Source organism: Pelomonas margarita (assembly GCF_043555875.1).
GTDB lineage: Bacteria > Pseudomonadota > Gammaproteobacteria > Burkholderiales > Burkholderiaceae_C > Pelomonas > Pelomonas margarita.
Genome location: NZ_JBIGHW010000001.1, coordinates 664539 through 690379 on the forward strand (window position 1 = coordinate 664539; position 25841 = coordinate 690379).

Below are 25841 nucleotides of genomic sequence, written 5' to 3' on the forward strand. Positions count from 1 at the left end.
GCCTGCCTCCCCCTGTTTTTGGAGGCACTCCTCTACAATTGCCACTCTTTTGAATGCCCTGTTAGGGTGAGGTCTCGGACGCATGAACGAAATCCTGAACGTCATGGTGAACTGGTTGAGCGATGGTCTGCTCAATGCCAGCGCCTGGCAGATCGTCGTCTTTACGCTGGTAGTGACGCACATCACCATCTGTTCGGTCACGATCTTCCTGCATCGTGCACAGTCGCACCGCGCGCTGGAGCTGGGGCCGATCCCGTCGCACTTCTTCCGTTTCTGGTTGTGGATGACCACGGGCATGGTGACGAAGGAGTTTGTTGCCATCCATCGCAAGCACCACGCCAAGTGCGAGACCGAAGAGGACCCGCACAGCCCGCAGACCCGCGGCCTCAAGGCCCTGCTGTTGACCGGCGTCGAGTTGTATCGCGCGGAATCCAAGAATATGGAGACGATGCGCAAGTACGGCACCGGGACGCCCGATGACTGGATCGAACGCAACCTGTACACCCGCTTCTCCTGGCAGGGCGTTGCGCTGATGTTGATTCTCGACCTGCTGATGTTCGGTGCCATTGGCGCCACCGTCTGGGCCATCCAGATGGCCTGGATCCCGGTCTGGGCAACGGGTGTCATCAATGGCATCGGGCACTATTGGGGCTATCGCAACTTCGAGGCGCCGGACGCCTCGACCAATGTGTCTCCCTGGGGCATCTTGATCGGCGGCGAGGAACTGCACAACAACCATCACACGTACCCGACGTCGGCCAAGTTCTCGGTCAAGAAGTACGAATTCGACATCGGTTGGGGTTACATCCGTGCGATGGAAATGATTGGTTGGGCCAAGGTGCGCAAGACGGCGCCCAAGCTGAGCCTGGGTGAGGTCAAGCCGGCCGATGCCCGCACGCTGGAGGCGCTGATTGCCAACCGCTACGAGGTGATGGCGAGCTATGCGCGCGATCTGAAGGCGGTGTGCGCCGCCGAACTGGACAAGATCAAGGCCGACGGCGGCAAGCACTCCGAGCGCTTTGCCCAGTTCAAGCTGGCCAAGCGTTGGCTGCATCGCGATGTCGAGCGCATTCCTGCGGGCGTGCATGGCCAACTGGCTGATGCCCGTGCGGCCAGCCCGGTGATCGACAAGCTGGTCACGATGCGTGAGGAGTTGCGCCAGCTGTGGACTCGGACCAATGTCTCTGCCGAGCAGTTGGTGGCCGATTTGCAGGCATGGTGCCGTCGCGCCGAGGAAAGCGGCATCGCGGAACTGCAGGCCTTCTCGATGCGCCTGCGTGCCGCCCACGCCTGATACAGGTTTTCGCTTGCGTAAAAGGGCGCCTCGATGAGGCGCCCTTTTTGTTGGTCTGGCCTAGACTCGCACCATGGCGTCAATTTTCTGGAGGCATTGCATGAAGTACCGCTGGATTGCCATGGGCCTGCTGGCCTGCGGCGCTGCTGCGCAGGCGGATGTGCAGGTCAGCTTCGTCAAGCCGGAGACCTTTGTCGACATCAAGGACAACAACGGTTTCCGGGACGAGGATGTGCTCAAGGACATCGAGAAGCATCTGCTGGCGCAGGCGCAGAAGTATCTGCCCGGGCGTGATGTCCGCTTCGACGTGACGGACGTGGACCTTGCTGGCCATGTCGAGCCGTTCCCTCGCGTGTCCAACTGGGTGCGCGTGATGCGCACGGTGACCTTGCCGTCGATCTCGCTGAGCTACGAGGTGCGCGAGGAGGGCAAGGTGGTCAGGCAGGGCAAGGCATTGCTGCGCGACATGAACTACCAGGATGGCTTCAATGGTTACTTCAGCAGTGACCGACTGCGCCACGAGAAGCGCATGATGGATCGTTGGTTCGAGGCGGAGTTTGGCGCTGCGAAGTCGGTGGCCGCCGCACGCTGAAACCGCCGCCCTCAATGAAAAAACCCGCCAGCGTTGCCGCTTGGCGGGTTTTTCTTGCCGGGAATGCAGGGCGGTCAAGCCGCCCGTTGCATCACTTCAGCTTGATTTCCTTGTACAGGACGTGCTTGCGCGCCTTGGGGTCGAACTTCATGAATTCGAGCTTTTCGGGCGTGGTCTTCTTGTTCTTGTTCGTCGTGTAAAAGTGGCCGGTGCCCGCAGTGGACTCCAGCTTGATCTTTTCGCGGCCGCCTTTGGATGCCATGGTCGTGTTCCTTCAGTAGGTCAGTGAACGGCGCGCTTTACAGCTCGCCCTTGGCACGCAGGTCGGCGACGACCTGGTCGATACCGACCTTGTCGATCAGACGCAGAGCGGCGTTCGAAATGCGCAGGCGCACCCAGCGGTTTTCCGATTCCACGAAGAAACGGCGGTACTGCAGGTTCGGCAGGAACCGGCGCTTGGTTTTGTTGTTGGCATGGGAAACATTGTTCCCGACCATGGGCTTCTTGCCCGTGACTTGACAGACGCGTGCCATGACGCTTCTCCACTCTGACGTTTGACCAGTCGCCGAGGAACATCCTCAGCAACCCTTTGACCGCAAATGCCTGCTAAATCCAAACCTTGAAGTGCTTCAAGGCTCGAACGCGATCCATCCAGCAGGCAAGCCCGCGAGTATAGCGGAAAACCCGCGAGCCTGGAAGGTTTTTGCCGGGCGGGTGGCTTAGAGGTTGAGAGTTTTTCGGCCATGCCAGAAAGGCGCTTTGGCGCGCAAGGCGGGCATGGGTGAAAGACTCTCAACCTCTCAACCTCTCAACCTCTCAACCTCTCAACCTCTCAACCTCTCAACCTCTCAGCCTCTCAACCTCTCAGCCTCTCAACCTCTCAACCTCTCAACCTCTCAGCCCTGTTCCTGTTCCAGGAAACGCTGCGCGTCCAGCGCGGCCATGCAGCCCGTGCCGGCGCTGGTGATGGCTTGGCGGTAGATGTGGTCCTGCACGTCACCGGCGGCAAACACGCCGGGCACGCTGGTCATCGTCGCGAAGCCGTTCAGGCCGCTCTTCGTGACGATGTAGCCGTCCTTCATCTCCAACTGGCCCTGGAAGATCTCGGTGTTGGGCTGGTGGCCGATGGCGATGAAGCAGCCATGCACGGGAATGTCGACCTTGGCGCCGTCCTTCACGTTGAGCGTGCGCACGCCGGTCACGCCGGAGGCGTCGCCCAGCACTTCGTCCAGCTGCTGGTGCAGGTGCAGCACGATCTTGCCGGCGGCGGCCTTCTCCATCAGCTTGTCGACCAGGATGGGCTCGGCGCGGAACTTGTCGCGGCGGTGGATCAGGTGCACGACATTGGCGATGTTGGACAGGTACAGCGCCTCCTCGACGGCCGTGTTGCCGCCGCCGACGACGCAGACTTCCTGCCCGCGGTAAAAGAAGCCGTCGCAGGTCGCACAGGCGCTGACGCCGCGGCCCATGAAGGCGGACTCCGATTCCAGACCCAGGTACTTGGCCGAGGCGCCAGTGGCGATGATGAGCGCGTCGCAGGTGTAGGTGCCGCTGTCGCCGAACAGCGTGAACGGGCGCTTGGAGAAGTCGACCTTGTTGATGTGGTCGAACACGATCTGCGTGTTGAAGCGCTCGGCGTGCTCCTGGAAGCGCTGCATCAGCTCAGGCCCCTGCACTCCCATCACGTCGGCAGGCCAGTTGTCGACCTCAGTGGTGGTCATGAGTTGACCGCCCTGAGCCATGCCGGTCAGCAGCGTGGGCTTGAGGTTGGCGCGCGCGGCGTAGATTGCGGCCGTGTAGCCGGCGGGGCCGGAGCCGAGGATGAGCAGGCCGTGGTGTTGGGTGGTGGCGGTCATGTCAGGGGAAGTGAGGGTGGCGAGGCGTCTGTCAAGGGCTTCTGGGGGCTAACCCCGGCCTAACCCGGAGCGGCGAAGCCTGCCGCGTGTGCACAATGCACGCCATTTTAGGCAGGCGTCATTTGTGGCGCGCGCCTGGGCCTCAAACCTGGAGATTGCATATGGCGATGATTTCCAACCTGGACCTGATCCGTCGGGTCCCACTGTTCTCGATGCTGACGACCGACCAGGCCCAGTCGATCGCTGACAGCGTCGTCAAGCGCCGCTTCAAGCGCGGCGAACTGATCGTTGAGCAGGGCACAAAGTCGAATGCGCTGTTCATCCTGCTGAATGGCCGGGCGCGCGTGCTGACGGCTGACCAGCGTGGCCGCGAGGTCATCCTGGCCGTGCTGCAGTCGGGCGACTACGTCGGCGAGATGAGCCTCATCGACAACGAGCCTCACTCGGCCACTGTGCGCGCCGAGGTGCAGACCGACATGCTGGTGCTCGGCCGCATGGAGTTCGCGCGCTGCCTGCCGGAAAGCAGCAGCCTGTCCTACGGCATCCTGCGCGGGCTCGTCGCGCGTCTGCGCAATGCCGACCGGCAGATCGAGTCGCTGGCGCTGTTGGATGTGTACGGCCGCGTCGCGCGTACGCTGCTGGACATGGCCGAGGACGAGAAGGGCATCAAGATCATCCGCGGCAAGGTCTCGCGCCAGGACATGGCCAAGGTCGTCGGCGCGTCGCGTGAGATGGTCAGCCGCGTCATGAAGGACCTGGAGGAGCGCGGCGTCATCGAAACGCTTGAGAACGGTTCGGTGGTCATCAAGGAACGACTGACCCACGATTGAGCGTGACAATGGCGGCATGAGCTTTCCCCTCGGTTCCCTGCTGGGTGGCGACGCTGCCACCAGCGAACCCGCTGCGCCCGCCAAACCGACCCGCCGCCAGCCCGCTCGGCCGGCGCCCGCGCAGCCCTCGGCCGCGCAGCGCCTGCTACGCACGCCGGTGTGGCTGGCGCTGACCGCGCTGGTGCTGGCGCTGCTGGTGCTGGCGCTGGCCACGCACGACCTGCGCGACCCGGCTTTCAGTACCAGCGGCCAACAGGCCGTGGCTGCCAATCGGATGGGCAGCCTGGGTGCCTGGCTGTCGGACGGGCTGCTGTTCGTCTTCGGTTTCTCGGCCTGGTGGTTGCCGGTGCTGGCAGCGCGTGGCTGGTTGCGCAGCTTGGCCGGTTTGCTGCGGCACGACGCCCCGCCGCCGCCGCACTGGCGTGAACGCCTGGGCTGGTGGGTCGGTGTGCTGCTGCTGGTGGGAGCCAGCTGCGCGCTGGAGTGGAGCCGGCTTTACGCCGTGGAGTCCCGGCTGCCTGGGCACGCCGGTGGCCTGATCGGCTACGCGTTGGGGCCGCTGGGCATGAAGCTGCTGGGCTTCGCCGGCTCGGGTGTCGTCTGGATCGTGCTGCTGCTGAGCGGCATGGCCTGGGCCTTCCGGTTCTCGTGGGGCCACCTGGCCGAGCGCATCGGCGAGCGCCTTGAACAGTTGCGCGAACAGCACATCGAGAAGCGCGAGATCAAGGCTGATCAGCGCGCGGGCGAACAGGCCGTCAAGGAGCGTGAGCAGGAGGTCGAGGTCGAGCGCGAGGCTGAGCGCCAGCTGGAGCGCGACCTCGGCATCGAGCCTGACGTGCCCCTGCTGATCGAGACGCCCATCGTCGAGGTGCCGCAGTCCACCCGCGTCGCCAAGGAGCGTCAGCAGACGCTGTTCTCCGACGTGGGCGATGCCAAGCTGCCGCAGGTCGATCTGCTGGACGCTGCGCCGGGCCGCCAGGAGACGGTGACGCCCGAGTCTCTGGAGATGACCAGCCGCCTCATCGAGAAAAAGCTGCGCGACTTCGGCGTCGAGGTGCACGTCGTTGCCGCGTCGCCCGGCCCGGTCATCACGCGCTACGAGATCGAGCCGGCCACGGGCGTTAAGGGCTCGCAGGTCGTCAATCTCGCCAAGGACCTGGCCCGCTCCTTGAGCCTGGTGTCCATCCGCGTTGTCGAGACGATTCCGGGCAAGAACTACATGGCGCTGGAGCTGCCCAACGCGAGGCGCCAGACCATCCGCCTGTCCGAGATCCTCGGCTCGCAGGTCTATGCTGACGCCGCCTCGCAGCTGACCATGGGCCTGGGCAAGGACATCATCGGCCTGCCGGTCGTTGCCGACCTCGCCAAGATGCCGCATTGCCTCGTGGCGGGCACTACGGGCTCGGGCAAGTCGGTGGGCATCAACGCGATGATCCTCAGCCTGCTCTACAAGGCGGAGGCCCGCGATGTGCGGCTGATCCTGATCGACCCCAAGATGCTGGAGATGAGCGTCTACGAGGGCATCCCGCACCTGCTGGCGCCCGTCGTGACTGACATGAAGCAGGCCGGCAACGCGCTGAACTGGTGTGTCGGCGAGATGGAGCGGCGCTACAAGCTCATGTCCAAAATGGGCGTGCGCAACCTGGCCGGCTACAACAAGAAGATCGACGAGGCCAAGGCCAACGGCATCAGCATCCCCAACCCGTTCGCGCTGAACAACGACGACCCCGAGCCGCTGGAGCGCCTGCCGTTCATCGTCGTCGTCATCGACGAACTGGCCGATCTGATGATGGTCGTCGGCAAGAAGATCGAGGAGCTGATCGCCCGCCTGGCGCAGAAGGCGCGCGCGGCCGGCATCCACCTGATCCTGGCCACGCAGCGGCCGTCGGTGGACGTCATCACCGGCCTCATCAAGGCCAACATCCCGACGCGCCTGTCCTTCCAGGTCAGCTCCAAGATCGACAGCCGCACCATCCTTGACCAGATGGGCGCCGAGGCGCTGCTGGGCATGGGCGACATGCTCTACATGCCCTCGGGCACCGGCCTGCCCATCCGCGTACATGGCGCCTTTGTCAGCGACGACGAGGTCCACCGCGTTGTGGAGTACATCAAGTCGCAAGGTGAGCCTAACTACATCGAAGGCATCCTCGAAGGCGGCGTGCTCGACGGCGTCGACGGCGAGGCGCCCGCGCCGGGCGAGTCCAGCGGTGAGCAAGACCCCATGTACGACCAGGCCGTCGCCATCGTCCTACAGCATCGCAAGGCGTCCATTTCGCTGGTGCAGCGCCATCTGCGCATAGGCTACAACCGCGCCGCGCGGCTGCTGGAGCAGATGGAGAACTCCGGCCTCGTCGGCGCGCTGGCGTCCAACGGCAGCCGTGAATTGATTGTTCCGAAGCGAGACGAATGAAGCAGTCCCTCATCGCCCTGACGCTGCTGGTGAGCGGCGTCGCCCATGCCGACGCCGTCGACGCGCTGCGCGATTTCGCCCGTGATGTGAAGAGCGGCAAGGCCAACTTCACGCAGACGGTCACGTCGCCGGACGGCAAGCGCAAGAAGCTGTCGTCCGGCAGCTTCGAGTTCCAGCGCCCCAACCAGTTCCGCTTTGCCTACGCCAAGCCCTTCGAGCAGGTCATCGTGGCCGACGGCCAGAAAGTCTGGATCTTCGATGCTGACCTCAACCAGGCCAGCTCCCGCAAGCTGGCCGACGCGCTGGGCGCCACGCCCGCGGCGCTGCTGGCCGGCAGCAACGTCGAGCGCGACTTCGCGCTGAAGGCTGCGCCGTCCGAGGGCGGGCTGGACTGGGTGCAGGCCAGCCCGAAGCAGGCCGAGTCCACCATCCAGTCGCTGAAGCTGGGCTTCAAGGGCAAGGAACTGGCGGCGATGGAAATCGTCGACGGCTTCGGTCAGCGTTCGCGGCTGGACTTCAGCGCCGTGCAGGCCAATGTGTCCATCGCGGCCGAGCGCTTCCAGTTCAAACTGCCGGCTGGTGCCGACCTGATCGAGCAATAAGCAACTGTGAGCGGCTCGCTGTTCGACGACGACGAAGCGTCGCCCCCGTCACCTGCCGCCGCCGGTGGCGCGTCGCCGCCGGTCATGCCGCTGCCCGAGCTGTTGCGGCCGCGCGAGCTGGGTCAGGTCATCGGCCAGAGCCACCTGCTGGGCGACGGCAAGCCGCTGCAGCTGGCGTTCAAGTCCGGCAAGCCGCACTCCATGATCTTCTGGGGTCCGCCCGGCGTCGGCAAGACGACGCTGGCTCGACTGACTGCCAGCGCCTTCGGCTGCGAGTTCATCGCGCTGTCGGCCGTGCTGTCCGGCGTGAAGGACATTCGCGAGGCGGTCGAGCGCGCGCAGCAATACGCCGGGCAACGCAAGCGCACCATCCTGTTCGTCGACGAGATCCACCGCTTCAACAAGGCGCAGCAGGACGCGCTGCTGCCGCATGTGGAGTCGGGCCTGTTCACCTTCATCGGTGCGACCACGGAGAACCCGTCGTTCGAGGTGAACTCGGCGCTGCTGTCGCGGGCTCAGGTCTACGTGCTGAAGAGTCTCAGCGAGGACGAGCTGCGCCAGCTGGCCGCGCGCGCGCTCGGTGAGGCGCTGCAGCCGATGACGCTGGACGAGGCCGCGCTCACCACGCTGGTCGGCTATGCCGATGGCGATGCGCGCCGGTTGCTGCACCTGCTGGAGCAATGCCACACGGCGGCGCTCGCCGCCGGCATCGCTGCCGTGGACGCGGCTTTCATCACGCGCTCGCTGAGCCTGAACGTGCGTCGCTTCGACAAGGGCGGCGACAACTTCTACGACCAGATCTCCGCGCTGCACAAGTCTGTGCGCGGCTCCAGCCCCGATGGCGCGCTGTACTGGCTGTGCCGCATGCTGGACGGCGGCGCTGACGCGCGCTACCTGTCGCGCCGCATTGTGCGCATGGCGTGGGAGGACATCGGCCTGGCCGACCCGCGCGCGCTGCAGATCGCCAACGACGCAGCGGCCACCTTCGAACGCCTGGGCAGCCCCGAGGGCGAGCTGGCGCTGGCGCAGGCGGTGCTGTACCTGGCCTGTGCGCCCAAGAGCAACGCCGGCTACAACGCCTACAACGCGGCCCGGGCCTTCGTGAAGCAGGACGGCAGCCGCGAGGTGCCGGTGCACCTGCGCAACGCGCCGACGCGGCTGATGAAGGAGCTGGGCTACGGCCACGCCTACCGCTACGCGCACGACGAGCCCCATGCCTACGCGGCCGGCGAGACCTACCTGCCCGACGGCATGGCCGAGCCCGACTGGTACCAGCCCGTGCCGCGTGGGCTGGAGGTCAAGATCGCCGAGAAACTGGCCTTTCTGCGCCGCCTCGACGACGAAGCCGGCGGCACGCCATGACGGGCTGGGCGCGCGCTCTGCGGCGCCTGGCCGGTGCGGCGCTGATGCTGATGGCCGCGACGGCCCAGGCTGCCCCGGCGGGTGACGGTCCCACGCTGAGCCGGGTGCGCGACACCGGCGTGCTCGTCATCGGCTACCGGCCGGCCTCGCTGCCGTTCTCCTATCTCGACGCGCAACTGCGCCCCACCGGCTACACGGTGGAGCTGTGCGAGCGCATCGTGGCCGCCGTGCGCCAGAAGCTGCAGCTGCCCGACCTAGAGGTGCGCCGCGTGGAAGTGGCGTCGGCCACGCGCATGCCGCTGGTCATCAACGGCACGCTGGACCTGGAATGCGGCATCACGACGCACACGGCCGAGCGCGCGCGCCAGCAGGCCTTCTCGCTGACCATCTTCGTCGCCGAGACGCGGCTGATGACGCGCGCCGCCGGGCGCGTGCAAGGCCTGGCCGACCTGCGCGGCCAGGCGGTCGCGTCCACGGTGGGGACGACCAGCATCCAGCACCTGGCCAAGGTCAACGAACAGCAGGCCTTGGGCATCCGCATCCTCGGCGGTCTGGACGATCCCGAGGGCTTCCAGCTGCTGCGCAGCGGGCGCGCGGCCGCGTTCCTGATGGACGACGTGCTGCTGCGCGCACTGCTGGCGCAGCAGGGGCCGGGCGCGGACGACTACCGCATCTCCGACACCGCCTTGACGGTGGAGCCCTATGCCATCGGTCTGCGCCGCGGCGATCCGCAGTTCAAGGCGCTGGTGGACGAGGTGCTGGCGGGGCTGTATCGCAGCGGCGAGATCCATGCCATCTACCGCCGCTGGTTCGAGCAGCCGCTGCCGTCTCAGGGCCTGAACCTCAAGCTGCCCATGAGTGCGGCTTTCCGCCGCGTCATCGCGAACCTGACGGACTCGCCGGACCCGGAGCGCTACCGCTGAGTCTGCAGCGGAGTAGGTAGTAGAGCCACGGGCCTTCGACGCCGATCAATACGGCGAAGGCGACGGCCAACGGCATCTATGAACCTTCCATCACGGACCAGTAGATGGCGAGGCACATGCCACCCTGTGCGGCGGCGTGAGCACACAGGTTGAGCAGCCAGTTGTCGAACGGATTGCGTCGATTCTCAGGCCGAAACTTCATGGACTGACTCTAGCGAAAGTCATCCAGCACGATCCCGTGCCGGTTCAGCTTGTCGTAGAGCGTCTTGCGCGGCGTGCCCAGCAGCTCCATCGCGGCAGGCACTTTGCCGCCGCAGCGGCGCAGCGCCTGCTCGATCAGCGTTTTCTCGACGAGATCCATCTGTCGCGCCAGGTTCAGGGACGGCACGGCCTGTAGCGCGGCCTGCGGGTCCAGGTCGTCCAGGGCCAGCACGAAGCGGTCGGCCGCGTTGCGGATCTCACGCACATTGCCGGGCCAGTCGTGCGCCATCAGCTCACGCAGCTTCTCGGGTGTCAGCTCGGGCGAGCCGCGCTCGTAGCGGGCGCAGGCTTGGGCCACGAAGTGCTCGAACAGCAGCGGGATGTCCTCGCGGCGCTCGCGCAGCGGCGGCAGGTTCAGTGTCGCGATGTTGAGGCGGTAGTAGAGGTCGTTGCGGAACTCGCCACGCTGCGCGTGCTCGCGCAGGTCGCCCTTGCTGGCGGCGACGAAGCGCACATTGACCGGCACCTCGTCGTTGGAGCCCAGGCGTTCGATGCGGCGCTCCTGCAGCACGCGCAGCAGCTTGATCTGCAGCGCGATGGGCATGGTCTCGATCTCGTCGAGCAGCAGCGTACCGCCGTTGGCATGCTCGATCTTGCCGATGCGCCGCTTGGCCGCGCTCGTGAAGGAGCCGGGTTCGTGGCCGAACAGCTCGCTTTCGAACAGCGCCTCGGGCAGGCCTCCGCAGTTGATGGCGACGAAGTGGCGGTCGCGGCGCGGGCTCTGGTCGTGCAGGCAGCGCGCCACCAGCTCCTTGCCGGTGCCGGTCTCGCCGACGATGAGCACGTCGGCCGATGTACCGGCCAGGTTCATGACCTGCCGGCGCAGCTGCTGCATGGCGGGCGACTGGCCCAGCAGTGCCGCCTGGATGCCGTTGGCCCGCTGCAGCTGCTCGCGCAGCTCGTCGGCCGAGTGGCGCAGCGTGCGCAGGTCCAGCGCGCGGCGGGCGACGTCCACCAGCCGTTCGGGGGCGAAGGGCTTTTCGATGAAGTCGTAGGCGCCGGCCCGCATGGCCTGCACGGCCATGCTGACGTCGCCGTGCGCGGTGATGAGGATCACTGGGATGCTGGCGTCGGTCGCCTGCACATGCGCTAGCAGCGCGCGGCCGTCCATGCCGGGCAGGCGCACGTCAGTGATGAGGATGACCGGCGCGCCGGGCTGCAGGTGGGGCAGGGCCTCCTCGGCGCTGCGGCAGGGCTGCACGGCCAGGCCTTCCAGTTCCAGCGTCTGCGTCAGGCTGACCCGCACCGGCAGGTCGTCCTCGACGAACACGACCTTGTAGCCCTCAAACATCTGCTGTCTCCGTGGTACTGGGGGTGTCGACGGCCAGGTCGAACTCGAAGCTCATGCCGCGCTCCAGCCGCACCGCGCGCAGCGTGCCGCCGAACTCGTGCACGATCTTGGCCGAGATGACCAGGCCAAGCCCCAGCCCTTCGCCGGCCGGCTTGGTCGTGAAGAAGGGCTCGAACAGGTGGGGCAGGGCGGTCTCGCTGACGCCGGTGCCGCTGTCCTGCACCTGGATTAGCACGCGCCGACCGTCGTCCAGCGGCCGGGCCCGCACGCGCAGGCGGCGCAGCGGCTCGTGCTGCATCGCGTCCAGCGCGTTGCCCATCAAGTTGACAAGCACCTGCTCCAGCCGGTTGGCCTCTGCGCGCACGCGCTGGCCGGCCGTCAGGTCGACGTCGATCTGCACGCCGAGCGCACGGCTGCGGTGCTCCAGCAGCAGCAGCGCGGCGCGCACGCTGTCCAGCAGCGGCGTGCTGCCGCCGGCCGGCTCGTCGGCCTTGCGCGCAAAGCTCTTGAGCTGGCGCGTGATCTGGCTCATGCGCTCCACCATGTCGTCCATCAGCTGCAGGTTGGTGGCCACGGCGTCCCGCCTGCCGTTCTCCAGCAGCCGGATGGAATTGCGCGCCAGCGCGCGCAGCGCCGTCAGCGGCTGGTTGACCTCGTGTGACAGCCCCGCCGACATCTGCCCCAGCACGGCCAGCTTGCTGGCCTGCAGCAGCTCGCCCTCGGTCTGCAGGCGCTGCGCGATCTGCGATTTCAACGCCTCGTTGGCCTGGCGCAGCTCGGCCGTACGGCTGTCCACCAACTGCTCCAGCTGACCGTGGGCCTGCTGCAGCTGGGTCTGGGCCTGCGTCAGCTGGCGCAGTGCGCGGCGGCGCGACGACAGGTACAGCAGCAGCAGGCCGATGCTGGCGCCGAAGGCCGCGCCGCCCCAGGCGGCCAGCTGGGCACGCTGGCGCACCTCGGTCAGGTCGGACAACGCCACCAGCCGCAAGCCCAACGGCACGAGCTGGCGCTGCTGCGCGAGCATGGGCTTGGCGCCCGGCAGCTTCACCTGCTGACCCTGGTGAACCTCAAGCGAGGCAGGTAAATCCAGGTCGGTGCCGATGGCCTGCGGGTAGCGGGCGCTGGCCTGCAGCGCGCGGCGGCGCGAGGGGTCGGCGTGGCCCAGCACGGTGTACTTCCAGGCCTGCACCGAGCTCATGATGACGACGTCCTGGTCGTCGGCGACAAGGATGCGTTCGTTCTGCGAGCGCAGGCCCAGGTCCACCCAGGTTGCCTCCAGCGGCGCGAGGTTGAAGCGCACGACGATGACGCCAGCCGCCGCCTGCTGCGGCTGGCGCAGCGGGTGCAGCAGGTAGAAGTCGCTGCTGCCCGTGGTCGGGTCGGCGGAGAAGAAGTTGGTGCGGCCCTGCGCCAGCGCCTCCTTCAGGCGGGCTGGCGGCGTCAGCGGCTCGCTGGCAGACAAGACCTGGCCCTCAGCATCGGCAACGAAGAGCTGGTGCGTGCCGGCACGCACGTTCACGCGGGCCAGCATCTGGCTGGCGGCGAGGCGAGCCTCGGCATCGCCGGGCGCCTTCATCAGTGCTTGCAGCGTGGGCGCGATGGCCAGCAGGCTGGGCAGAGACGCCTGCCGGCCCAGTTCGGCGGACAGGTTGGTGGCGTAGAGCTCCAGCCGTTCCGTACTGAGGGCGGACAGCTGCTCCCGGCCGCTGCGCTCGCTGATGCGGTGCGCCAGCGCGAAGCCCAGCACCATCAGCGCGCAGGTCAGGAAGAGGTGGAAGCCCGGCCGGCTCAGCAGCCGCGGTAGGCGAGAGACGTCAGACACGCCGCTAGTGTGCCCACGCTGCGGCCCGTCTCGCGGCGTGCGGCACGGTTTTTTGTGGCCTGGCGGAAAGCCGCTCGGGCGCCTTGGCGGTTTGTGCGGATTTCCGCCCACGCGACCTCGGGTCGACACTCGTGACATTCGACCTTGACGCTGCAGGTGGGATGGATCAAACGGCCAGCCCGGGTAGATCGTCGGTGAATACCCTTGAAATCCGTCGATTGGCACGGGGGTTGCGATCCACCCTGTGTCGCGTGGCGCATGCTGCGCCCAACAAATTTCGGGAGCCCTCATGGAGACTCTGATTCAACAGATCATCAACGGCCTGGTGCTCGGGAGCATGTATGCCCTTGTCGCGCTCGGCTACACGATGGTCTACGGCATCATCAATCTCATCAACTTCGCGCACGGCGAGATCCTGATGGTCGGCGCCATGATCGCGTGGACTGTCGTCACCGTGCTGGCCGACTCCGGCCTGCCGGGCTGGGCGCTGATGCTCATCGGCCTGGCGGTGGCCACGGTCGTCTGCGCGGTGCTGAACTACGCGGTCGAGAAGATCGCCTACCGGCCGCTGCGTAACGCGCCGCGCCTGGCGCCGCTGATCACGGCCATGGGCATGTCGCTGCTGCTGCAGGTGCTGGCCATGATCATCTGGAAGCCCAACCCCAAGCCCTTCCCGCTGCTGCTGCCCACCGAGCCCTTCGACTTGGGCGGCCCGGTGATCACCGTCACGCAATGCCTGATCCTGGGGCTGACGGTCTGCATCCTGGCGGCGCTGATGTACCTGGTGAATTACACCAAGCTGGGCCGCGCGATGCGTGCCACCGCCGAGAACCCGCGCGTGGCCGGTCTGATGGGCGTGAAGCCGGACTTCATCATCTCCACCACCTTCGTCATCGGCGCCGCGCTCGCGGCCGTGGCCGGCCTGATGTGGGCGGCCAACTACGGCACGGTGCAGCACACCATGGGCTTCATGCCCGGCCTGAAGGCCTTCACGGCGGCCGTGCTGGGCGGCATCGGCAACCTCGCCGGGGCAGTGGTCGGCGGCGTGGTGCTGGGCCTGATCGAGTCCATCGGCGCGGGCTACCTGGGTGACCTGACTGGCGGCGTGCTGGGCAGCCACTACGCCGACATCTTCGCCTTCGTGGCCCTCATCCTCGTGCTGACGCTGCGCCCCTCCGGCCTGCTGGGCGAGCGCGTGGCCGACCGGGCTTGAGGAGACACAGCATGCAAACCAAGAAACTCGTCACCTTTCTCGCTGCCGCTATCGGCCTGCTGGTCGTGCCGCTGTTCGCGCAGCAGCTGGGCAACGGCCCAGTGCGCATCATCGACCTGGCCCTGCTGTACGTGCTGCTGGCGCTGGGCCTGAACATCGTCGTCGGCTACGCCGGCCTGTTGGACCTGGGCTATGTGGCCTTCTATGCGGTCGGCTCCTACATGTTCGCGCTGATGGCCAGCCCGCATCTCAGCGAGAACTTTGAGGCCTTCCAGGCTGCGTTTCCCAACGGGCTGCACTCGCCGCTGTGGATCGTCATCCCGCTGGCGGCCGGCGTCGCGGCGCTGTTCGGTGTGCTGCTCGGTGCACCGACGCTGAAGCTGCGCGGCGACTACCTTGCCATCGTCACACTGGGCTTCGGCGAAATCATCCGCGTGTTCCTGAACAACCTGGAGCACCCGGTCAACGTGACCAACGGTCCGCGCGGCATCGGCCAGATCGACTCCTTCCAGCTGTTTGGCGTGGACCTGGGCAAGCCGCTGGAGGTGGCCGGCTACACGCTGCCGTCGGTGACGCTGTACTACTACCTGTTCCTGGCGCTGGTGGTCATCAGCGTCATCATCTGCTACCGCCTGGAGCAATCGCGCATCGGCCGCGCGTGGATGGCCATCCGTGAGGACGAGATCGCCGCCAAGGCCATGGGTATCAACACCCGCAACATGAAGCTGCTGGCCTTCGGAATGGGTGCCACCTTTGGCGGCGTGGCGGGTGCGATGTTCGCGAGCTTCCAGGGCTTCGTGTCGCCCGAGTCCTTCAGCCTCCAGGAGTCGGTGATGATCGTCGCGATGGTGGTGCTGGGTGGCATCGGCCACATCCCTGGCGTCATCCTCGGCGCACTGATGCTGGCGGCGCTGCCCGAAGTGCTGCGCTACGTGGCCGGCGACATCCAGGCCATGACCGACGGCCGCATCGACGCCGCCATCCTGCGCCAGCTGCTGGTGGCGCTGGCCATGATCATCATCATGCTGGTGCGCCCGCGTGGCCTGTGGCCGGCGCCGGAGCACGGCAAGGCCGCGCCCACCCCCGTGAAGTGAGAAGGGCCGCAAGCACCATGAGCACCCAAGACAACATCGTCCTCAACGTCAGCGGCGCGTCCAAGCGCTTCGGCGGCGTGCAAGCCCTGTCCGACGTCGGCATCCAGATCCAGCGCGGCCAGGTCTACGGCCTCATCGGCCCCAACGGCGCCGGCAAGACCACCTTCTTCAACGTCATCACCGGCCTGTACACACCCGATGGTGGCAGCTTCTCGCTGGGTGGAACGCCCTACAAGCCGCAGGCCGTGCACCAGGTGGCTCGCGCCGGCATCGCGCGCACTTTCCAGAACATCCGGCTTTTCGCCGACATGACGGCGCTCGAGAACGTCATGGTGGGCCGCCATGTGCGTACCAAGTCCGGCCTGCTGGGCGCAGTGCTGCGCACGCCGGCCTTCAAGGCTGAGGAGGCCGCCATCAAGGCGCGCGCGCAGGAGCTGCTGAATTACGTCGGCATCGGTCAGTACGCTGAGTTCAAGGCCCGCACGCTGAGCTACGGCGACCAGCGCCGCCTGGAGATCGCCCGCGCGCTGGCGACCGACCCGCAACTGATCGCGCTAGACGAGCCCGCCGCCGGCATGAACGCGACCGAGAAGGTCGTGCTGCGCGAGCTGATCGACCGCATCCGCAAGGACGGCCGCACCATCCTGCTCATCGAGCACGACGTGAAGCTGGTCATGGGCCTGTGCGACCGCGTGACCGTGCTGGACTATGGCAAGCAGATCGCCGAAGGTACGCCGGCCGAGGTGCAGAGCAACGAGAAGGTGATCGAGGCTTACCTCGGCGCCGGCCATAAAACACACTGAGCACGCACATGGCAGAAGCAAAGCAAACCCTGCTCAAGGTCAGCGGCCTGAAGGTGGCCTACGGCGGCATCCAGGCCGTCAAGGGCGTCAACTTCGAGGTGCGCGAGGGCGAACTGGTGTCGCTGATCGGCGCCAACGGCGCCGGCAAGACGACGACGCTGAAGGCTGTGACCGGCCTGCAGCCTGTGGCGGCCGGCGACGTGACCTACCTCGGTCAGTCCATCAAAGGCAAGGGCGCCTGGGACCTGGCCAAGCAGGGTCTGGTGATGGTGCCCGAGGGCCGCGGCACCTTCACGCGCATGACCATCGTCGAGAACCTGCAGATGGGTGCCTACAACCGCAACGACGGCGAGATCGAGTCCGACATGGACAAGGTCTTCACGCTGTTCCCGCGTCTGAAGGAACGCGCCAAGCAGCTGGCCGGCACGATGTCCGGCGGCGAGCAGCAGATGCTGGCCATGGGCCGTGCGCTGATGGCCCGCCCCAAGGTGCTGCTGCTGGACGAGCCGTCCATGGGCCTGTCGCCCATCATGGTGGACAAGATCTTCGAGGTCGTGAACGACATCCACCAACAGGGTGTCACGGTGCTGCTGGTCGAGCAGAACGCCAGCCGCGCGCTGGAGTTGGCCAACCGCGGCTACGTGATGGAGTCCGGCGAGGTCACGATGGAAGGCGACGGCAAGGCGCTGCTCAATGACCCGAAAGTGCGCGCTGCCTACCTGGGCGAATAGGCCCGTTGCGCCCAATGAACAACGCCCGGCGATGCCGGGCGTTGTTGCATCAGGCCGGCTTGACCAGCTTGCTGCGCGCCCAGTCGTCGGCCACGCGGGCCGGTGTCGAGTCGGCCTTCTGCACGCGCTGCAGCAGCTCTTCCACGCGCTCGGCGATTTTGCTGACCTCGGCCATCACGGCCGTCTCTTCGCCTTCGCCACGGTACTCGCGCGCCACGCTGATGATGCCGCCGGCGTTCACCAGGTAGTCGGGCAGGTAGCAGATGCCGCGGGCCTGCAGCGCGTCGCCGTCGGCGGTGGTGGCTAGCTGGTTGTTGGCGGCGCCTGCAATCAGCTTGGCGCGCACGGCGGGCACAGTCTGCGTGTTCAGCGAGGCGCCCAGCGCGCAGGGTGCCAGCACGTCGACGTCGGCGGCTAGGATCTCGCCCACGTGCACGGCCGTCGCGCCGAAGCGTTCTGCGGCGCGCTGCACCTTGGCCGCATCCACATCGGCCACGATCAGCCGGGCGCCGGCCTGGTGCAGGAACTCGGCCAGGTGCCAGCCCACGGCGCCCAGGCCCTGCAGCGCGACGCGCACGCCGTCCAATGAGCTGCGGCCCAGCACCAGCCGCACGCCGGCCCGGATGGACACGAACACGCCCCATGCCGTCTTGGGGCTGGGGTCGCCGCCGAATGCGCCGTCGCGCGGGATGCCGCTGACGAAGGGCGTGACTGCCTGCAGGCCGCGCATGTCGGCGGTTGTCGTGCCGACGTCCTCGGCGGTGATGTAGGCACCGTTCAGCGACTGCACGGCGCGGCCGAAGGCGGCGAAGAGGGCGGGGCGGTCGAAGTCGCCCTGCGGCTTCAGGATGACGGCCTTGCCGCCGCCGAAGGGCAGGTCGGTCAGCGCGTTCTTCAGGCTCATGCCTTGCGACAGGCGCAGCGCGTCGTTGAGCGCGGCGGCTTCGGAGTCGTAGTGCCACAGGCGGCAGCCGCCGAAGGCGGGGCCGCGCGCAGTGCTGTGCACGGCCAGGATGGCCTTGAGGCCGGTGGCCGGGTCCGTGGCGAGCAGCACGCGCTCGTGGGCGGCCTGGTCGGGCAGGCCGAAGAGGGAAGAGGGGGTCATGACGATCAGGCGCTTTTGGCGCGGCAGTGAAAGAAGAATGGCCACGCTTTTGGCGTGGCCGCTGCCATTCTATGAATCCCTCAGAACGCCAGTCGCAGGCGGGGTGACGGTCAGCGGCTCGCCGGCAGGCGATGGCCGTCGTGGCATCGGTTCAGGGGCGCCTGCTTTCCAGGTCCATGATGGCGGAGCCGGCCAGCAGCAGGGCGCCCACGCCGTAGAGCTGTGTGTCGTCAGCGCCGACGAGGTCCGGCCGGTCGCTGACGGACTGCACGTACCCCAGCCTGCCGTCGGCATGCACGGCCCGTGTCAGCGCCGACCAGCCCTTGCGCACCGCCGGCGCATAACCGGCCTTGTCGAGGATGCCGCGCTGCATGCCCCAGGCCAGCCCGTAGGTGTGGAAGGCCGTGCCGCTGGACTCGGGCGGCGTGTCCGGCCCGTTGGCCAGCAGGGACGGCGCCCAGGTGCCATCGGGCTTCTGCAGCGCCTTCAGCGTCATGGCCATGCGCTTGAAGATGTCCACCATGCGGGGGCGGTCGGGGTCGTCGGCGGGCAGTCGGTCGATCATGCGCGCCAGGCCTGCGAAGGCCCAGCCCACGCCTCGGCTCCAGAACACCTTTCGGCCCTGCGCGTCGCGGCGCTCGAAGAAGCGCGAGTCCCGGAAGTACAGCCCCTCGGTGGGGTCGAACAGGTAGTCGGTCGTGGCCCAGAACTCCTGCTTGGCGAAGCTCGCATAGCGCGCATCGCCGGTCTGGCGGCTCAGTTCCAGCCACAGCGCGGGCGCCATGAATAGGGCGTCGGCCCAGCACCAGCGTGCCTGGCAGCCCAGCGAGCCCGGGGTTTCGCCATGCTCGGTGAATATCAGCGCGACGCCGGAGGGCCTGGCGAGGATGGCGTCCAGCTCGGCCCGGACCTCGGCCTGTGCGGCGGCACCTGCGCCATGCCGCGCGGCCCATAGGTAGGACTGACCGATGACCTGGTCGTCGGCGAAGTACTTGCGTGTGCCCAGCTTCCATTGGTTGGCCTGCCCACGCTGCAGGATGAGCTGCGTGTAGCGCGGATTGGCACTGCGCTCGGCCAGCTCGGTCAGTCCGACGAACAGCGCGCCCTGCACCCAGCCGCGTGGGTTGGGGTAGGCCTCGCCGCTCTTGACGGGGTTGAGGCCGGCGGCCATGGCCGTGATCTGGTAGTCGGCCACCCTCTCCATCAACGCGAGCACATCGGCTCGTCGTGCGACTGGTGCGGCCGTCGCAGCATCGTCGGCAAGTTCTTGGGCGCAAGCGAGCTGCGTGGCCGTGAGCAGCGCAGCCGAGCACAGGATTTTCTGAAGTCGTGACATGTCATGCCTCCGGGCCGGCGCATGCTATGCGTCCCACTGGCTCGCGGCGGTCATGTTGACGACTGAAATGGCCCTGCCGGGCGTGGCGAGGTCAGGGCCCCTGGAAACCGCCGCGGCGCAGCGTCAGCACCAGCGTGTCGCGCCAGCCGCGCTCGCCCGGCGTCACCGGTTGGATGGGCGTGGTCTCGTGGATGACGCGCTCGTCGTCCAGAAGCAGCAGCGTCCACGGCTGCGTCAGCGTGAAGCGCTGGCCGGCCGGGCCGGCGGCCTGAAACACGCGCGACTCGCCGCCCTTGATCTCGTGCCGACCCACCAGCAGAACGGCCACCAGATCCACCCCGTCGCGGTGCGCGCCTTCGGGTGTGGGGCGGCCGATGCCGTCGCTGGTGTCGATGCGGAACGGGTGGGCCTCGATGAACCAGGGTTGCTCGCCCTTCAGCGCCGACGCCGTGCGCGCCAGGCCCAGCAGCAGCGCTGTCCAGGCCGGCGAGGCCACCATCTCCTGCGCCAGCGGCACGTACCAGCGCTGGATGCCGCCGTGCAGCGCGTTGTAGTCCAGCGGCTGCCAGTGGGCGCGGTGGGGCTGCAGTGTCAGCGTGTCGCCGTCGGCGACGAAGCAGCCGTGGCGGCGGAAGCGGTAGCGGCCGCCGTCCTTCAGGTAGCCATCGGGCGGCAGGTCGTCCCAACAGGGCTTGAGGGTGTCGAGGTCCGCCGCTGACACGCCCAGGGCACCGAGCGCTCCCGGCGCGAGCACGACCTCGCCCTCACGTTTCAAGGCGCCGACGAGGTCGGCAGGGTCGGTCCATGGCGGTTCGAACATTTATTGAGTCAGGTGCTTGTAGTTGCGGCTCACAGTCACCTTGCGGCGAATATGAGCCTTCACTGCAAACATGCCGGCGCTAGGCGCCGCCATGTTTGTCTGCTTCAGAGGTGAAGGCGTCGGCGTAGAACTCGCCGTCCGGCAGCTGGCATTGCGCGACGAAATCCTTGTGCGCAGAGTTCACCATGATGGGCGTGCCGCAGGCGTAGACCTGGTGGCCGGACAGGTCCGGCAGATCCTGCATGACGGCCTGGTGGACGAAGCCGGTGCGGCCCGCCCAGCCTTCGTCGGGCTCCGACAGCACCGGCACGTAGCTCAGCGTGGGCCACTCGGCGGCTTGCTGGGCCACCCAGTCGCTCAGGTACAGGTCGGCCTGCTTGCGGGCGCCCCAGTACAGCACCATGGGACGTGTGGACCCGATGTGGCGGGTGCGCTCGATGATCGCCTTGATGGGCGCGAAGCCGGTGCCGCTGGCCAGCAGCACGATGGGCTTGGTCGCATCCTCACGCAGGAAGAAGCTGCCGAACGGGCCTTCCATGCGCAGGATGTCCTTCTCCTTGAGCGCGCCGAACACGTGGTCGGTGAACTTGCCGCCGGGCATGTGGCGGATGTGCAGCTCGATCTGGCCCTGCAGCGAGTGCGGCGCGTTGGCCATCGAATAGCTGCGGCGGGCGCCGTCGCGCAGTATGAACTCGACGTACTGGCCAGCGCGGAACTGGAAGTTCTGGTTGGCGGCCAACTGCATGGTCAGCACGGCGACATCGGGCGCGGGGCGCGTCATTGTGGCCACGCGCGTGGGCAGCTTCAGCACCGGGAACTCGCCGGCGCCGGGCACCGTGCGTGCTTCGAGCGTGCAGTCGGTTTGCGGGCGAGCGCAGCAGGTCAGTACGAAACCGGCGGCTTCTTCTTCTGCCGACAGCGCCTTGGTCTGGTGGCTGCCGTGCACGACGCTGCCTTCGAGCAGCTTGCTCTTACACGAACCGCAGGCGCCGTCCTTGCAGCCGTAGGGCAGGCCCACGCCGTTGCGGATGGCGGCGGCGAGCAGGGTGTCGTCGCCGTCGGTGGTGTAGACGCGGCCGGCGGGCTGTATGGTGATCTGATGGGGCATGGGCTCGAGAAAGCAAGCGGCCCCGCGCACAAGTCCGGGGCCGTAGACTGCCCGCCATTTTGCCCGACCGTCACATGCTCCCCCGACTACTCATCATTGGCTGCGGCGACGTGGGTTTGCGCGTCGTCAAACAGTTGGCCGGTCGCTGGCGTGTGGCCGCGCTGACGTCCACGCCAGCCCGTGCAGGAGGGTTGTGGGCGGCGGGCGTCGTGCCGCTGCTCGGCAACCTGGACGAACCCGCCACGCTGGGCCGGCTGGCCGGGTTAGCCGACCTGGTGCTGCACCTGGCGCCGCCGGCCCGTGACGGCAGTACCGATGAACGCACGCGACATCTGCTGGCCGCGCTGGCGCGCCGCCCGCCGCGGGTGCTGGTGTACGGCAGCACAACGGGCGTCTATGGCGACTGTGGCGGCGCGCTCATCGACGAGACGCGGGCGCTGAACCCGATGACGGATCGGGCCGCCCGTCGCGTCGATGCCGAGGCGCAACTGCGCGCCTTCGGTCGCCGCCACGGCACGCGCGTGAGTCTGCTGCGCATTCCCGGCATCTACGCCACCGACCGCGAAGGCGGTCATCCGCGGGAGCGGCTGACGCGCGGCACGCCGGTGCTGCGGCGCGAAGACGACGTGTTCACCAACCACATCCATGCCGACGACCTGGCCCGTGCATGCGTGCTGGCGCTGCTGCGCGGCCAGGCTCAGCGCGCCGTCAATGTCTGTGACGACAGCCAGTTGCTGATGGGCGACTACTTCGACTTGGCCGCCGATCTGGCCGGCCTGCCGCGCCCCGCGCGCATCACGCGCGCCGAAGCGGCCGAGCGCCTGGGCGCGATGGCGCTGAGCTTCTGGAGCGAGTCACGCCGCATTGCCAACCAGCGGCTCAAGCGCGAGCTGCGGCTGGCGCTGCGCTACCCGACGCCGGCCGACGGGCTTTAACGGCGGCGCGACGAGCGCCAGTGGCGGATCAGCAGCCACGCGCCCAGCATGCCGCCCAGGTGGGCGAAGTGGGCGATACCGCTGGCGCGGCTGAAGCCCAACACCAGTTCCAGCCCGCCGAAAATCGCGACGAAGTACTTGGCCTTCATCGGGATGGGCGGGATCAGCGGCACGATGATGCGGTTGGGGAACAGCATGCCGAAGGACAGCAGCAGCCCGAAGATCGCACCCGAGGCACCCACGGTGGGCGCATTGGTGCCGATGGCCCAGGTGAACGCAAGCTGCACGGCGGCGGCGCTCAGCGTGCTGGCCAGCAGGATTTGCGTGTAGCGGCGTGCGCCCCAGACGCGTTCCAGCTCACCGCCGAACATCCACAGGCCCAGCATGTTGAACAGCAGGTGCATGAAGTCGCCATGCAGGAAGGCATAGCTCAACGGCTGCCAGGGCAGGAAGGCGCCGGATTGCAGCGGCCACAGCTCGAACCAGAAGGCCAGCGACGGGAACAGAACGAAGAAGCAGAAGACACCGACGCAAGCCAGGATGAAGGCTTTGGTGACCTGAGGCAGCGGGGGCATGGGTAGCGTACTGTGCGTCCCGGGGAGGACGCCTACATCGGGAAGGCCGATGCTTACCGTTTGAGTGTATGCCAGGGGTTGCGCGTCCTTTGGTGCCCGGGGCCGGACTCGAACCGGCACACCTTGCGGCGGGGGATTTTGAGTCCCCTGCGTCTACCGATTTCGCCACCCGGGCCATCGGACTCGCATCTCGCCGTTGCAGCGAGGGTCGCATTATGCACTCGTCTAGGCTGGGTCTCGGACGCGCTGCCACAATCGCCGCCATGAGTTATCCGACCCTCGAAGACGTCATCGGCAAGACGCCGCTCGTGCGCCTGCAGCGCCTGCCCGGCGCCGACACGCGTGGCAACGTGATCCTGGCCAAGCTGGAGGGCAACAACCCGGCCGGCTCCGTGAAGGACCGCCCGGCCATCAGCATGATCAAGCGCGCCGAGGAGCGCGGCGAGATCAAGCCGGGCGACACGCTGATCGAGGCCACGTCTGGCAACACCGGCATCGCGCTGGCCATGGCCGCGGCCATCCGCGGCTACCGCATGGTGCTGATCATGCCGGAGGACCTGTCCATCGAACGCGCGCAGACGATGAAGGCGTTTGGTGCCGAACTCATCCTGACGCCCAAGACCGGCGGCATGGAGTACGCCCGCGACCTGGCCGAACAGATGGCCCGCGAAGGTAGGGGCCGCGTGCTGGACCAGTTCGCCAACGCCGACAACCCGCGCGTGCATTACGAGACCACCGGCCCCGAGCTGTGGGCCGACACGGGTGGCCGCATCACGCACTTCGTCAGCGCGATGGGTACGACCGGCACGATCACCGGCACGTCGCGCTTCCTGAAGGAGAAGAGCGCGGCCGTGCGCATCATCGGCGCACAGCCGGCCGAGGGCTCGCGCATCCCCGGTATCCGCAAGTGGCCCGAGGCCTACCTGCCCAAGATCTACGACCCGACGGGTGTGGACGAACTGGTGCTCGTGAGTCAGGCCGACGCCGAGGACATGGCGCGGCGCCTGGCCCGCGAGGAAGGCCTGTTCGCCGGCATCTCGGCGGCGGGCGCCTGCTGGGTGGCGCTGCAGATCGCCAAGCAGGTCGAGAACGCGACTATCGCGTTCATCGTCTGCGACCGCGGCGACCGCTATCTCTCCACCGGCGTGTTTCCAGCGTGAGCATTCAGGCGCCGCGCTTTTGCGCCGACTGCGCGACGCCGCTGGCGGCGGTCACGCTGGCAGAGGACGGCGGTGACAAGACGCGGCTGCGCTGTCCGGCCTGCGGTTGGACGCACTGGAACAATCCGACGCCGGTGCTGGCAGCCGTCATCGAATGCACGGACCGCGAGGGCCAGGTCTTGCTGGCCCGCAACGCAGCCTGGCCGGGGCGCTTCTTCGGCCTCATCACCGGTTTCATGGAGGCGGGTGAGACGCCGGAAGATGGCATCCGCCGCGAGATCGCGGAGGAGACGTCGCTGCAGGTCGACAGCCTGCAACTACTGGGCGTCTGGGACTTCCAGCGCATGAACCAGGTCATCATTGCCTACCACGCGGCGGCCCGCGGCGAGATCCGGCTGTCGCCTGAGCTGGCGGAGTACAAGCTGATCGCGCCGGAGCAGGTGTTGTGCTGGCCGCAGGGAACGGGCCAGGCGCTGGCCACCTGGCTGCGCTCGCGCGGCATCGAGCCGCAGTGGATGGACCTCAAGCGAGAATGAACACCATGGACGTCCAACGCGAGATCGACACCCGGGGGCTGAACTGCCCGCTGCCCATCCTGAAGGCCAAGAAGGCGCTGGCTGAGATGCACAGCGGCGAGTTGCTGAAGGTCATCGCGACCGACCCGGGCTCCTTGCGCGACTTCCAGGCGTTCGCGCGTCAGACGGGCAATGAACTCGTCCAGCAGGAAACCGCTGGCACCGAGTTCATTCACGTGCTGCGCCGACGCTGAAGCACCGCCCGCTGGCGCGGGCCGGGGTGCTCAGAGTGCGAGGCCCTGCAGGAACTCCTTGAAGCCGGGGCCCAGTTGGGCGTGGGCCAGCGCGAGTTCGACGTTGGCCTGCAGGAAGCCTTCTTTGCTGCCGCAGTCGTAGCGCTTGCCGTCGTATCGGTAGGCGAACACCTTCTCGCGGCGCAGCAGGCCGGCGATGCCATCGGTCAGCTGGATCTCGCCGCCGACGCCGCGTGGCTGGTTGGCGATCTCGTGGAAGACGCCGGGCGTCAGGATGTAGCGGCCGGCCACGCCCAGGCGCGACGGGGCGTCTTCCGGCGCGGGCTTCTCGACGATGCGGTTCACGTCCATCAGGTTGTCGTTGACCTGCGTGCCGGCCACGATGCCGTAGCGGCGCGTGTGCTCGGCCGGCACTTCCTGCACGGCCAGGATGGAGGCGCGCCAGTCTGCGAACTGCTCCACCATCTGCTTCAGGATGCCGCGACCGGGCTGCTGGCCCACCATCAGGTCGTCGGCCAGCAGCACAGCGAAGGGCTCGTTGCCCACCAGGCGCTGGCCGCACAGCACGGCGTGGCCCAGGCCCAGCGCCTGCGCCTGGCGCACGTAGATGCACTCCATGTCGTTGGGCTTGACGCTGCGCACCACGTCCAGCAGCTCCTGCTTGCCGGCGTTCTCCAGCGCCACCTCCAGCTCGAAGGTCATGTCGAAATGATCCTCGATAGGGCGCTTGTGGCGGCCGGTGACGAAGATCATCTCGCGCACGCCGGCCTCGTAGGCTTCCTCGACCGCGTACTGGATCAGCGGCTTGTCGACGACCGGCAGCATCTCCTTGGGCTGAGCCTTGGTGGCCGGCAAAAAGCGCGTGCCGAGGCCTGCGACGGGAAAGATGGCTTTGGTGATCGGCGAACGGGGCAAAGAGGCCATGGGTACACTGGTTTCAGACAAGGGC

At 67.3% G+C, this 25841-nt stretch carries 26 protein-coding genes and 1 tRNA gene; 15 read left to right on the forward strand and 12 right to left on the reverse strand.

What is annotated here, in order from left to right; translation table 11 throughout:
- Nucleotides 1–82 precede the first annotated feature (82 nt).
- Together ACG0Z3_RS02910 and ACG0Z3_RS02915 are read left to right on the forward strand one after the other, a co-directional pair.
- Nucleotides 83–1294 carry a DesA family fatty acid desaturase gene (locus ACG0Z3_RS02910; protein ID WP_394395115.1) on the forward strand — a complete coding sequence of 404 codons (1212 nt, stop codon included), beginning with the start codon at nucleotides 83–85 and terminating at the stop codon, nucleotides 1292–1294.
- Between the two features lie 100 nt (nucleotides 1295–1394).
- On the forward strand, nucleotides 1395–1886 hold the full coding sequence (locus ACG0Z3_RS02915) for a DUF3016 domain-containing protein (RefSeq protein WP_394395117.1): 492 nt from the start codon (nucleotides 1395–1397) through the stop codon (nucleotides 1884–1886).
- Between the two features lie 91 nt (nucleotides 1887–1977).
- Here the strand turns inward: ACG0Z3_RS02915 and rpmG are convergent, their stop codons facing one another.
- The 3 genes from rpmG to trxB all read right to left on the reverse strand — a co-directional run bounded on the left by rpmG (nucleotide 1978) and on the right by trxB (nucleotide 3742).
- Nucleotides 1978–2148: a 50S ribosomal protein L33 gene (rpmG, locus tag ACG0Z3_RS02920; RefSeq protein ID WP_025564431.1), complete on the reverse strand. Its 171-nt coding sequence runs from the start codon at nucleotides 2146–2148 to the stop codon at nucleotides 1978–1980.
- Nucleotides 2149–2185: 37 nt separating this feature from the next.
- Nucleotides 2186–2419 carry a 50S ribosomal protein L28 gene (gene rpmB, locus ACG0Z3_RS02925; RefSeq protein ID WP_268153841.1) on the reverse strand — a complete coding sequence of 78 codons (234 nt, stop codon included), beginning with the start codon at nucleotides 2417–2419 and terminating at the stop codon, nucleotides 2186–2188.
- 363 nt (nucleotides 2420–2782) lie between these two features.
- Entirely contained in the window at nucleotides 2783–3742 is a 960-nt protein-coding gene (gene trxB, locus ACG0Z3_RS02930; protein WP_394395118.1) for a thioredoxin-disulfide reductase, read from the reverse strand.
- A 161-nt stretch (nucleotides 3743–3903) separates the two neighbouring features.
- Here trxB and ACG0Z3_RS02935 point away from each other — a divergent pair, with 161 nt between their 5' ends.
- From ACG0Z3_RS02935 to ACG0Z3_RS02955, 5 genes are all read left to right on the forward strand, one after another.
- Nucleotides 3904–4572, forward strand: a complete 669-nt coding sequence (locus ACG0Z3_RS02935) for a Crp/Fnr family transcriptional regulator (RefSeq protein WP_268166209.1) — start codon at nucleotides 3904–3906, stop codon at nucleotides 4570–4572.
- Nucleotides 4573–4588: 16 nt separating this feature from the next.
- Nucleotides 4589–6982 (forward strand): DNA translocase FtsK, encoded by a 2394-nt coding sequence (locus ACG0Z3_RS02940; protein ID WP_394395121.1) that lies wholly within the window; start codon nucleotides 4589–4591, stop codon nucleotides 6980–6982.
- On the forward strand, nucleotides 6979–7584 hold the full coding sequence (gene lolA, locus ACG0Z3_RS02945; protein ID WP_394395123.1) for an outer membrane lipoprotein periplasmic chaperone LolA: 606 nt from the start codon (nucleotides 6979–6981) through the stop codon (nucleotides 7582–7584). The genes ACG0Z3_RS02940 and lolA overlap by 4 nt, the downstream gene beginning before the upstream one ends.
- 84 nt (nucleotides 7585–7668) lie before the next feature.
- Nucleotides 7669–8946 (forward strand): replication-associated recombination protein A, encoded by a 1278-nt coding sequence (locus tag ACG0Z3_RS02950; RefSeq protein ID WP_394395370.1) that lies wholly within the window; start codon nucleotides 7669–7671, stop codon nucleotides 8944–8946.
- Nucleotides 8943–9869, forward strand: a complete 927-nt coding sequence (locus ACG0Z3_RS02955; RefSeq protein ID WP_394395125.1) for an amino acid ABC transporter substrate-binding protein — start codon at nucleotides 8943–8945, stop codon at nucleotides 9867–9869. Before ACG0Z3_RS02950 ends, ACG0Z3_RS02955 begins: the two co-directional genes overlap by 4 nt.
- 211 nt (nucleotides 9870–10080) lie before the next feature.
- On the opposite strand, the gene ACG0Z3_RS02960 is transcribed toward ACG0Z3_RS02955, so the two are convergent.
- Together ACG0Z3_RS02960 and ACG0Z3_RS02965 are read right to left on the reverse strand one after the other, a co-directional pair.
- Nucleotides 10081–11421 carry a sigma-54-dependent transcriptional regulator gene (locus tag ACG0Z3_RS02960; protein WP_394395127.1) on the reverse strand — a complete coding sequence of 447 codons (1341 nt, stop codon included), beginning with the start codon at nucleotides 11419–11421 and terminating at the stop codon, nucleotides 10081–10083.
- On the reverse strand, nucleotides 11414–13243 hold the full coding sequence (locus tag ACG0Z3_RS02965; protein WP_394395128.1) for a sensor histidine kinase: 1830 nt from the start codon (nucleotides 13241–13243) through the stop codon (nucleotides 11414–11416). The genes ACG0Z3_RS02960 and ACG0Z3_RS02965 overlap by 8 nt, the downstream gene beginning before the upstream one ends.
- A 289-nt stretch (nucleotides 13244–13532) precedes the next feature.
- Between ACG0Z3_RS02965 and ACG0Z3_RS02970 the strand changes: the two genes are divergently transcribed.
- The 4 genes from ACG0Z3_RS02970 to ACG0Z3_RS02985 are packed head-to-tail and all read left to right on the forward strand — an operon-like array spanning nucleotide 13533 to nucleotide 17084.
- The gene (locus ACG0Z3_RS02970; RefSeq protein ID WP_394395131.1) at nucleotides 13533–14456 is read left to right on the forward strand and encodes a branched-chain amino acid ABC transporter permease; all 924 of its coding nucleotides are present in this window, start codon (nucleotides 13533–13535) and stop codon (nucleotides 14454–14456) included.
- Nucleotides 14457–14467: 11 nt separating this feature from the next.
- Nucleotides 14468–15550 (forward strand): branched-chain amino acid ABC transporter permease, encoded by a 1083-nt coding sequence (locus tag ACG0Z3_RS02975; protein WP_394395133.1) that lies wholly within the window; start codon nucleotides 14468–14470, stop codon nucleotides 15548–15550.
- Nucleotides 15551–15567: 17 nt separating this feature from the next.
- Entirely contained in the window at nucleotides 15568–16353 is a 786-nt protein-coding gene (locus tag ACG0Z3_RS02980; RefSeq protein WP_394395135.1) for an ABC transporter ATP-binding protein, read from the forward strand.
- 8 nt (nucleotides 16354–16361) lie between these two features.
- Nucleotides 16362–17084 (forward strand): ABC transporter ATP-binding protein, encoded by a 723-nt coding sequence (locus ACG0Z3_RS02985; RefSeq protein ID WP_394395137.1) that lies wholly within the window; start codon nucleotides 16362–16364, stop codon nucleotides 17082–17084.
- A 49-nt stretch (nucleotides 17085–17133) separates the two neighbouring features.
- On the opposite strand, the gene ACG0Z3_RS02990 is transcribed toward ACG0Z3_RS02985, so the two are convergent.
- The 4 genes from ACG0Z3_RS02990 to ACG0Z3_RS03005 form a co-directional block, all read right to left on the reverse strand.
- Nucleotides 17134–18189, reverse strand: coding sequence for a Leu/Phe/Val dehydrogenase (locus ACG0Z3_RS02990; RefSeq protein ID WP_394395138.1), 1056 nt, complete (start codon nucleotides 18187–18189; stop codon nucleotides 17134–17136).
- Between the two features lie 151 nt (nucleotides 18190–18340).
- The gene (locus ACG0Z3_RS02995) at nucleotides 18341–19525 is read right to left on the reverse strand and encodes a glycoside hydrolase family 88/105 protein (protein WP_394395140.1); all 1185 of its coding nucleotides are present in this window, start codon (nucleotides 19523–19525) and stop codon (nucleotides 18341–18343) included.
- Between the two features lie 91 nt (nucleotides 19526–19616).
- Complete coding sequence (locus tag ACG0Z3_RS03000; RefSeq protein ID WP_394395142.1) at nucleotides 19617–20345, reverse strand: 2OG-Fe dioxygenase family protein; 729 nt, start codon at nucleotides 20343–20345, stop codon at nucleotides 19617–19619.
- A 79-nt stretch (nucleotides 20346–20424) separates the two neighbouring features.
- The gene (locus tag ACG0Z3_RS03005) at nucleotides 20425–21453 is read right to left on the reverse strand and encodes a CDP-6-deoxy-delta-3,4-glucoseen reductase (RefSeq protein WP_394395143.1); all 1029 of its coding nucleotides are present in this window, start codon (nucleotides 21451–21453) and stop codon (nucleotides 20425–20427) included.
- Nucleotides 21454–21527: 74 nt separating this feature from the next.
- On the opposite strand from ACG0Z3_RS03005, the gene ACG0Z3_RS03010 reads away from it, so the two are divergent.
- Entirely contained in the window at nucleotides 21528–22388 is an 861-nt protein-coding gene (locus ACG0Z3_RS03010) for an SDR family oxidoreductase (RefSeq protein WP_394395144.1), read from the forward strand.
- On the opposite strand, the gene ACG0Z3_RS03015 is transcribed toward ACG0Z3_RS03010, so the two are convergent.
- Nucleotides 22385–22963 (reverse strand): rhomboid family intramembrane serine protease, encoded by a 579-nt coding sequence (locus ACG0Z3_RS03015; protein WP_394395146.1) that lies wholly within the window; start codon nucleotides 22961–22963, stop codon nucleotides 22385–22387. The two genes, ACG0Z3_RS03010 and ACG0Z3_RS03015, sit on opposite strands and share 4 nt — an antisense overlap.
- A 90-nt stretch (nucleotides 22964–23053) precedes the next feature.
- A tRNA-Leu gene (locus ACG0Z3_RS03020) sits at nucleotides 23054–23138 on the reverse strand.
- 88 nt (nucleotides 23139–23226) lie between these two features.
- On the opposite strand from ACG0Z3_RS03020, the gene cysM reads away from it, so the two are divergent.
- Genes cysM through ACG0Z3_RS03035 form a run of 3 tightly spaced genes read left to right on the forward strand, consistent with a single transcriptional unit; the run spans nucleotide 23227 to nucleotide 24892 of the window.
- The gene (cysM, locus tag ACG0Z3_RS03025; RefSeq protein WP_394395147.1) at nucleotides 23227–24123 is read left to right on the forward strand and encodes a cysteine synthase CysM; all 897 of its coding nucleotides are present in this window, start codon (nucleotides 23227–23229) and stop codon (nucleotides 24121–24123) included.
- On the forward strand, nucleotides 24120–24659 hold the full coding sequence (locus ACG0Z3_RS03030) for an NUDIX domain-containing protein (RefSeq protein WP_394395149.1): 540 nt from the start codon (nucleotides 24120–24122) through the stop codon (nucleotides 24657–24659). Before cysM ends, ACG0Z3_RS03030 begins: the two co-directional genes overlap by 4 nt.
- A gap of 5 nt (nucleotides 24660–24664) precedes the next feature.
- Nucleotides 24665–24892, forward strand: coding sequence for a sulfurtransferase TusA family protein (locus ACG0Z3_RS03035; protein WP_394395151.1), 228 nt, complete (start codon nucleotides 24665–24667; stop codon nucleotides 24890–24892).
- Between the two features lie 30 nt (nucleotides 24893–24922).
- Here ACG0Z3_RS03035 and galU read toward each other — a convergent pair whose 3' ends face one another.
- Nucleotides 24923–25816 carry a UTP--glucose-1-phosphate uridylyltransferase GalU gene (galU, locus tag ACG0Z3_RS03040; protein WP_394395152.1) on the reverse strand — a complete coding sequence of 298 codons (894 nt, stop codon included), beginning with the start codon at nucleotides 25814–25816 and terminating at the stop codon, nucleotides 24923–24925.
- Nucleotides 25817–25841 lie beyond the last annotated feature (25 nt).

Bases quoted from the DNA above. Each gene is read 5' to 3' on its own strand.
- ACG0Z3_RS02955 (WP_394395125.1), top strand. From the start codon at position 8,943: ATGACGGGCTGGGCGCGCGCTCTGCGGCGCCTGGCCGGTGCGGCGCTG.
- ACG0Z3_RS02995 (WP_394395140.1), bottom strand. From the start codon at position 19,525: ATGTCACGACTTCAGAAAATCCTGTGCTCGGCTGCGCTGCTCACGGCC.
- cysM (WP_394395147.1), top strand. From the start codon at position 23,227: ATGAGTTATCCGACCCTCGAAGACGTCATCGGCAAGACGCCGCTCGTG.
- ACG0Z3_RS02970 (WP_394395131.1), top strand. From the start codon at position 13,533: ATGGAGACTCTGATTCAACAGATCATCAACGGCCTGGTGCTCGGGAGC.
- ACG0Z3_RS03005 (WP_394395143.1), bottom strand. From the start codon at position 21,453: ATGCCCCATCAGATCACCATACAGCCCGCCGGCCGCGTCTACACCACC.
- galU (WP_394395152.1), bottom strand. From the start codon at position 25,816: ATGGCCTCTTTGCCCCGTTCGCCGATCACCAAAGCCATCTTTCCCGTC.
- ACG0Z3_RS02950 (WP_394395370.1), top strand. From the start codon at position 7,669: ATGCCGCTGCCCGAGCTGTTGCGGCCGCGCGAGCTGGGTCAGGTCATC.
- ACG0Z3_RS02910 (WP_394395115.1), top strand. From the start codon at position 83: ATGAACGAAATCCTGAACGTCATGGTGAACTGGTTGAGCGATGGTCTG.
- ACG0Z3_RS03015 (WP_394395146.1), bottom strand. From the start codon at position 22,963: ATGCCCCCGCTGCCTCAGGTCACCAAAGCCTTCATCCTGGCTTGCGTC.
- ACG0Z3_RS02990 (WP_394395138.1), bottom strand. From the start codon at position 18,189: ATGACCCCCTCTTCCCTCTTCGGCCTGCCCGACCAGGCCGCCCACGAG.
- ACG0Z3_RS02940 (WP_394395121.1), top strand. From the start codon at position 4,589: ATGAGCTTTCCCCTCGGTTCCCTGCTGGGTGGCGACGCTGCCACCAGC.
- ACG0Z3_RS03000 (WP_394395142.1), bottom strand. From the start codon at position 20,345: ATGTTCGAACCGCCATGGACCGACCCTGCCGACCTCGTCGGCGCCTTG.
- ACG0Z3_RS03010 (WP_394395144.1), top strand. From the start codon at position 21,528: ATGCTCCCCCGACTACTCATCATTGGCTGCGGCGACGTGGGTTTGCGC.
- ACG0Z3_RS02975 (WP_394395133.1), top strand. From the start codon at position 14,468: ATGCAAACCAAGAAACTCGTCACCTTTCTCGCTGCCGCTATCGGCCTG.
- ACG0Z3_RS02960 (WP_394395127.1), bottom strand. From the start codon at position 11,421: ATGTTTGAGGGCTACAAGGTCGTGTTCGTCGAGGACGACCTGCCGGTG.
- ACG0Z3_RS02915 (WP_394395117.1), top strand. From the start codon at position 1,395: ATGAAGTACCGCTGGATTGCCATGGGCCTGCTGGCCTGCGGCGCTGCT.
- ACG0Z3_RS02985 (WP_394395137.1), top strand. From the start codon at position 16,362: ATGGCAGAAGCAAAGCAAACCCTGCTCAAGGTCAGCGGCCTGAAGGTG.
- rpmB (WP_268153841.1), bottom strand. From the start codon at position 2,419: ATGGCACGCGTCTGTCAAGTCACGGGCAAGAAGCCCATGGTCGGGAAC.
- lolA (WP_394395123.1), top strand. From the start codon at position 6,979: ATGAAGCAGTCCCTCATCGCCCTGACGCTGCTGGTGAGCGGCGTCGCC.
- ACG0Z3_RS03035 (WP_394395151.1), top strand. From the start codon at position 24,665: ATGGACGTCCAACGCGAGATCGACACCCGGGGGCTGAACTGCCCGCTG.
- trxB (WP_394395118.1), bottom strand. From the start codon at position 3,742: ATGACCGCCACCACCCAACACCACGGCCTGCTCATCCTCGGCTCCGGC.
- ACG0Z3_RS02980 (WP_394395135.1), top strand. From the start codon at position 15,568: ATGAGCACCCAAGACAACATCGTCCTCAACGTCAGCGGCGCGTCCAAG.
- ACG0Z3_RS02935 (WP_268166209.1), top strand. From the start codon at position 3,904: ATGGCGATGATTTCCAACCTGGACCTGATCCGTCGGGTCCCACTGTTC.
- rpmG (WP_025564431.1), bottom strand. From the start codon at position 2,148: ATGGCATCCAAAGGCGGCCGCGAAAAGATCAAGCTGGAGTCCACTGCG.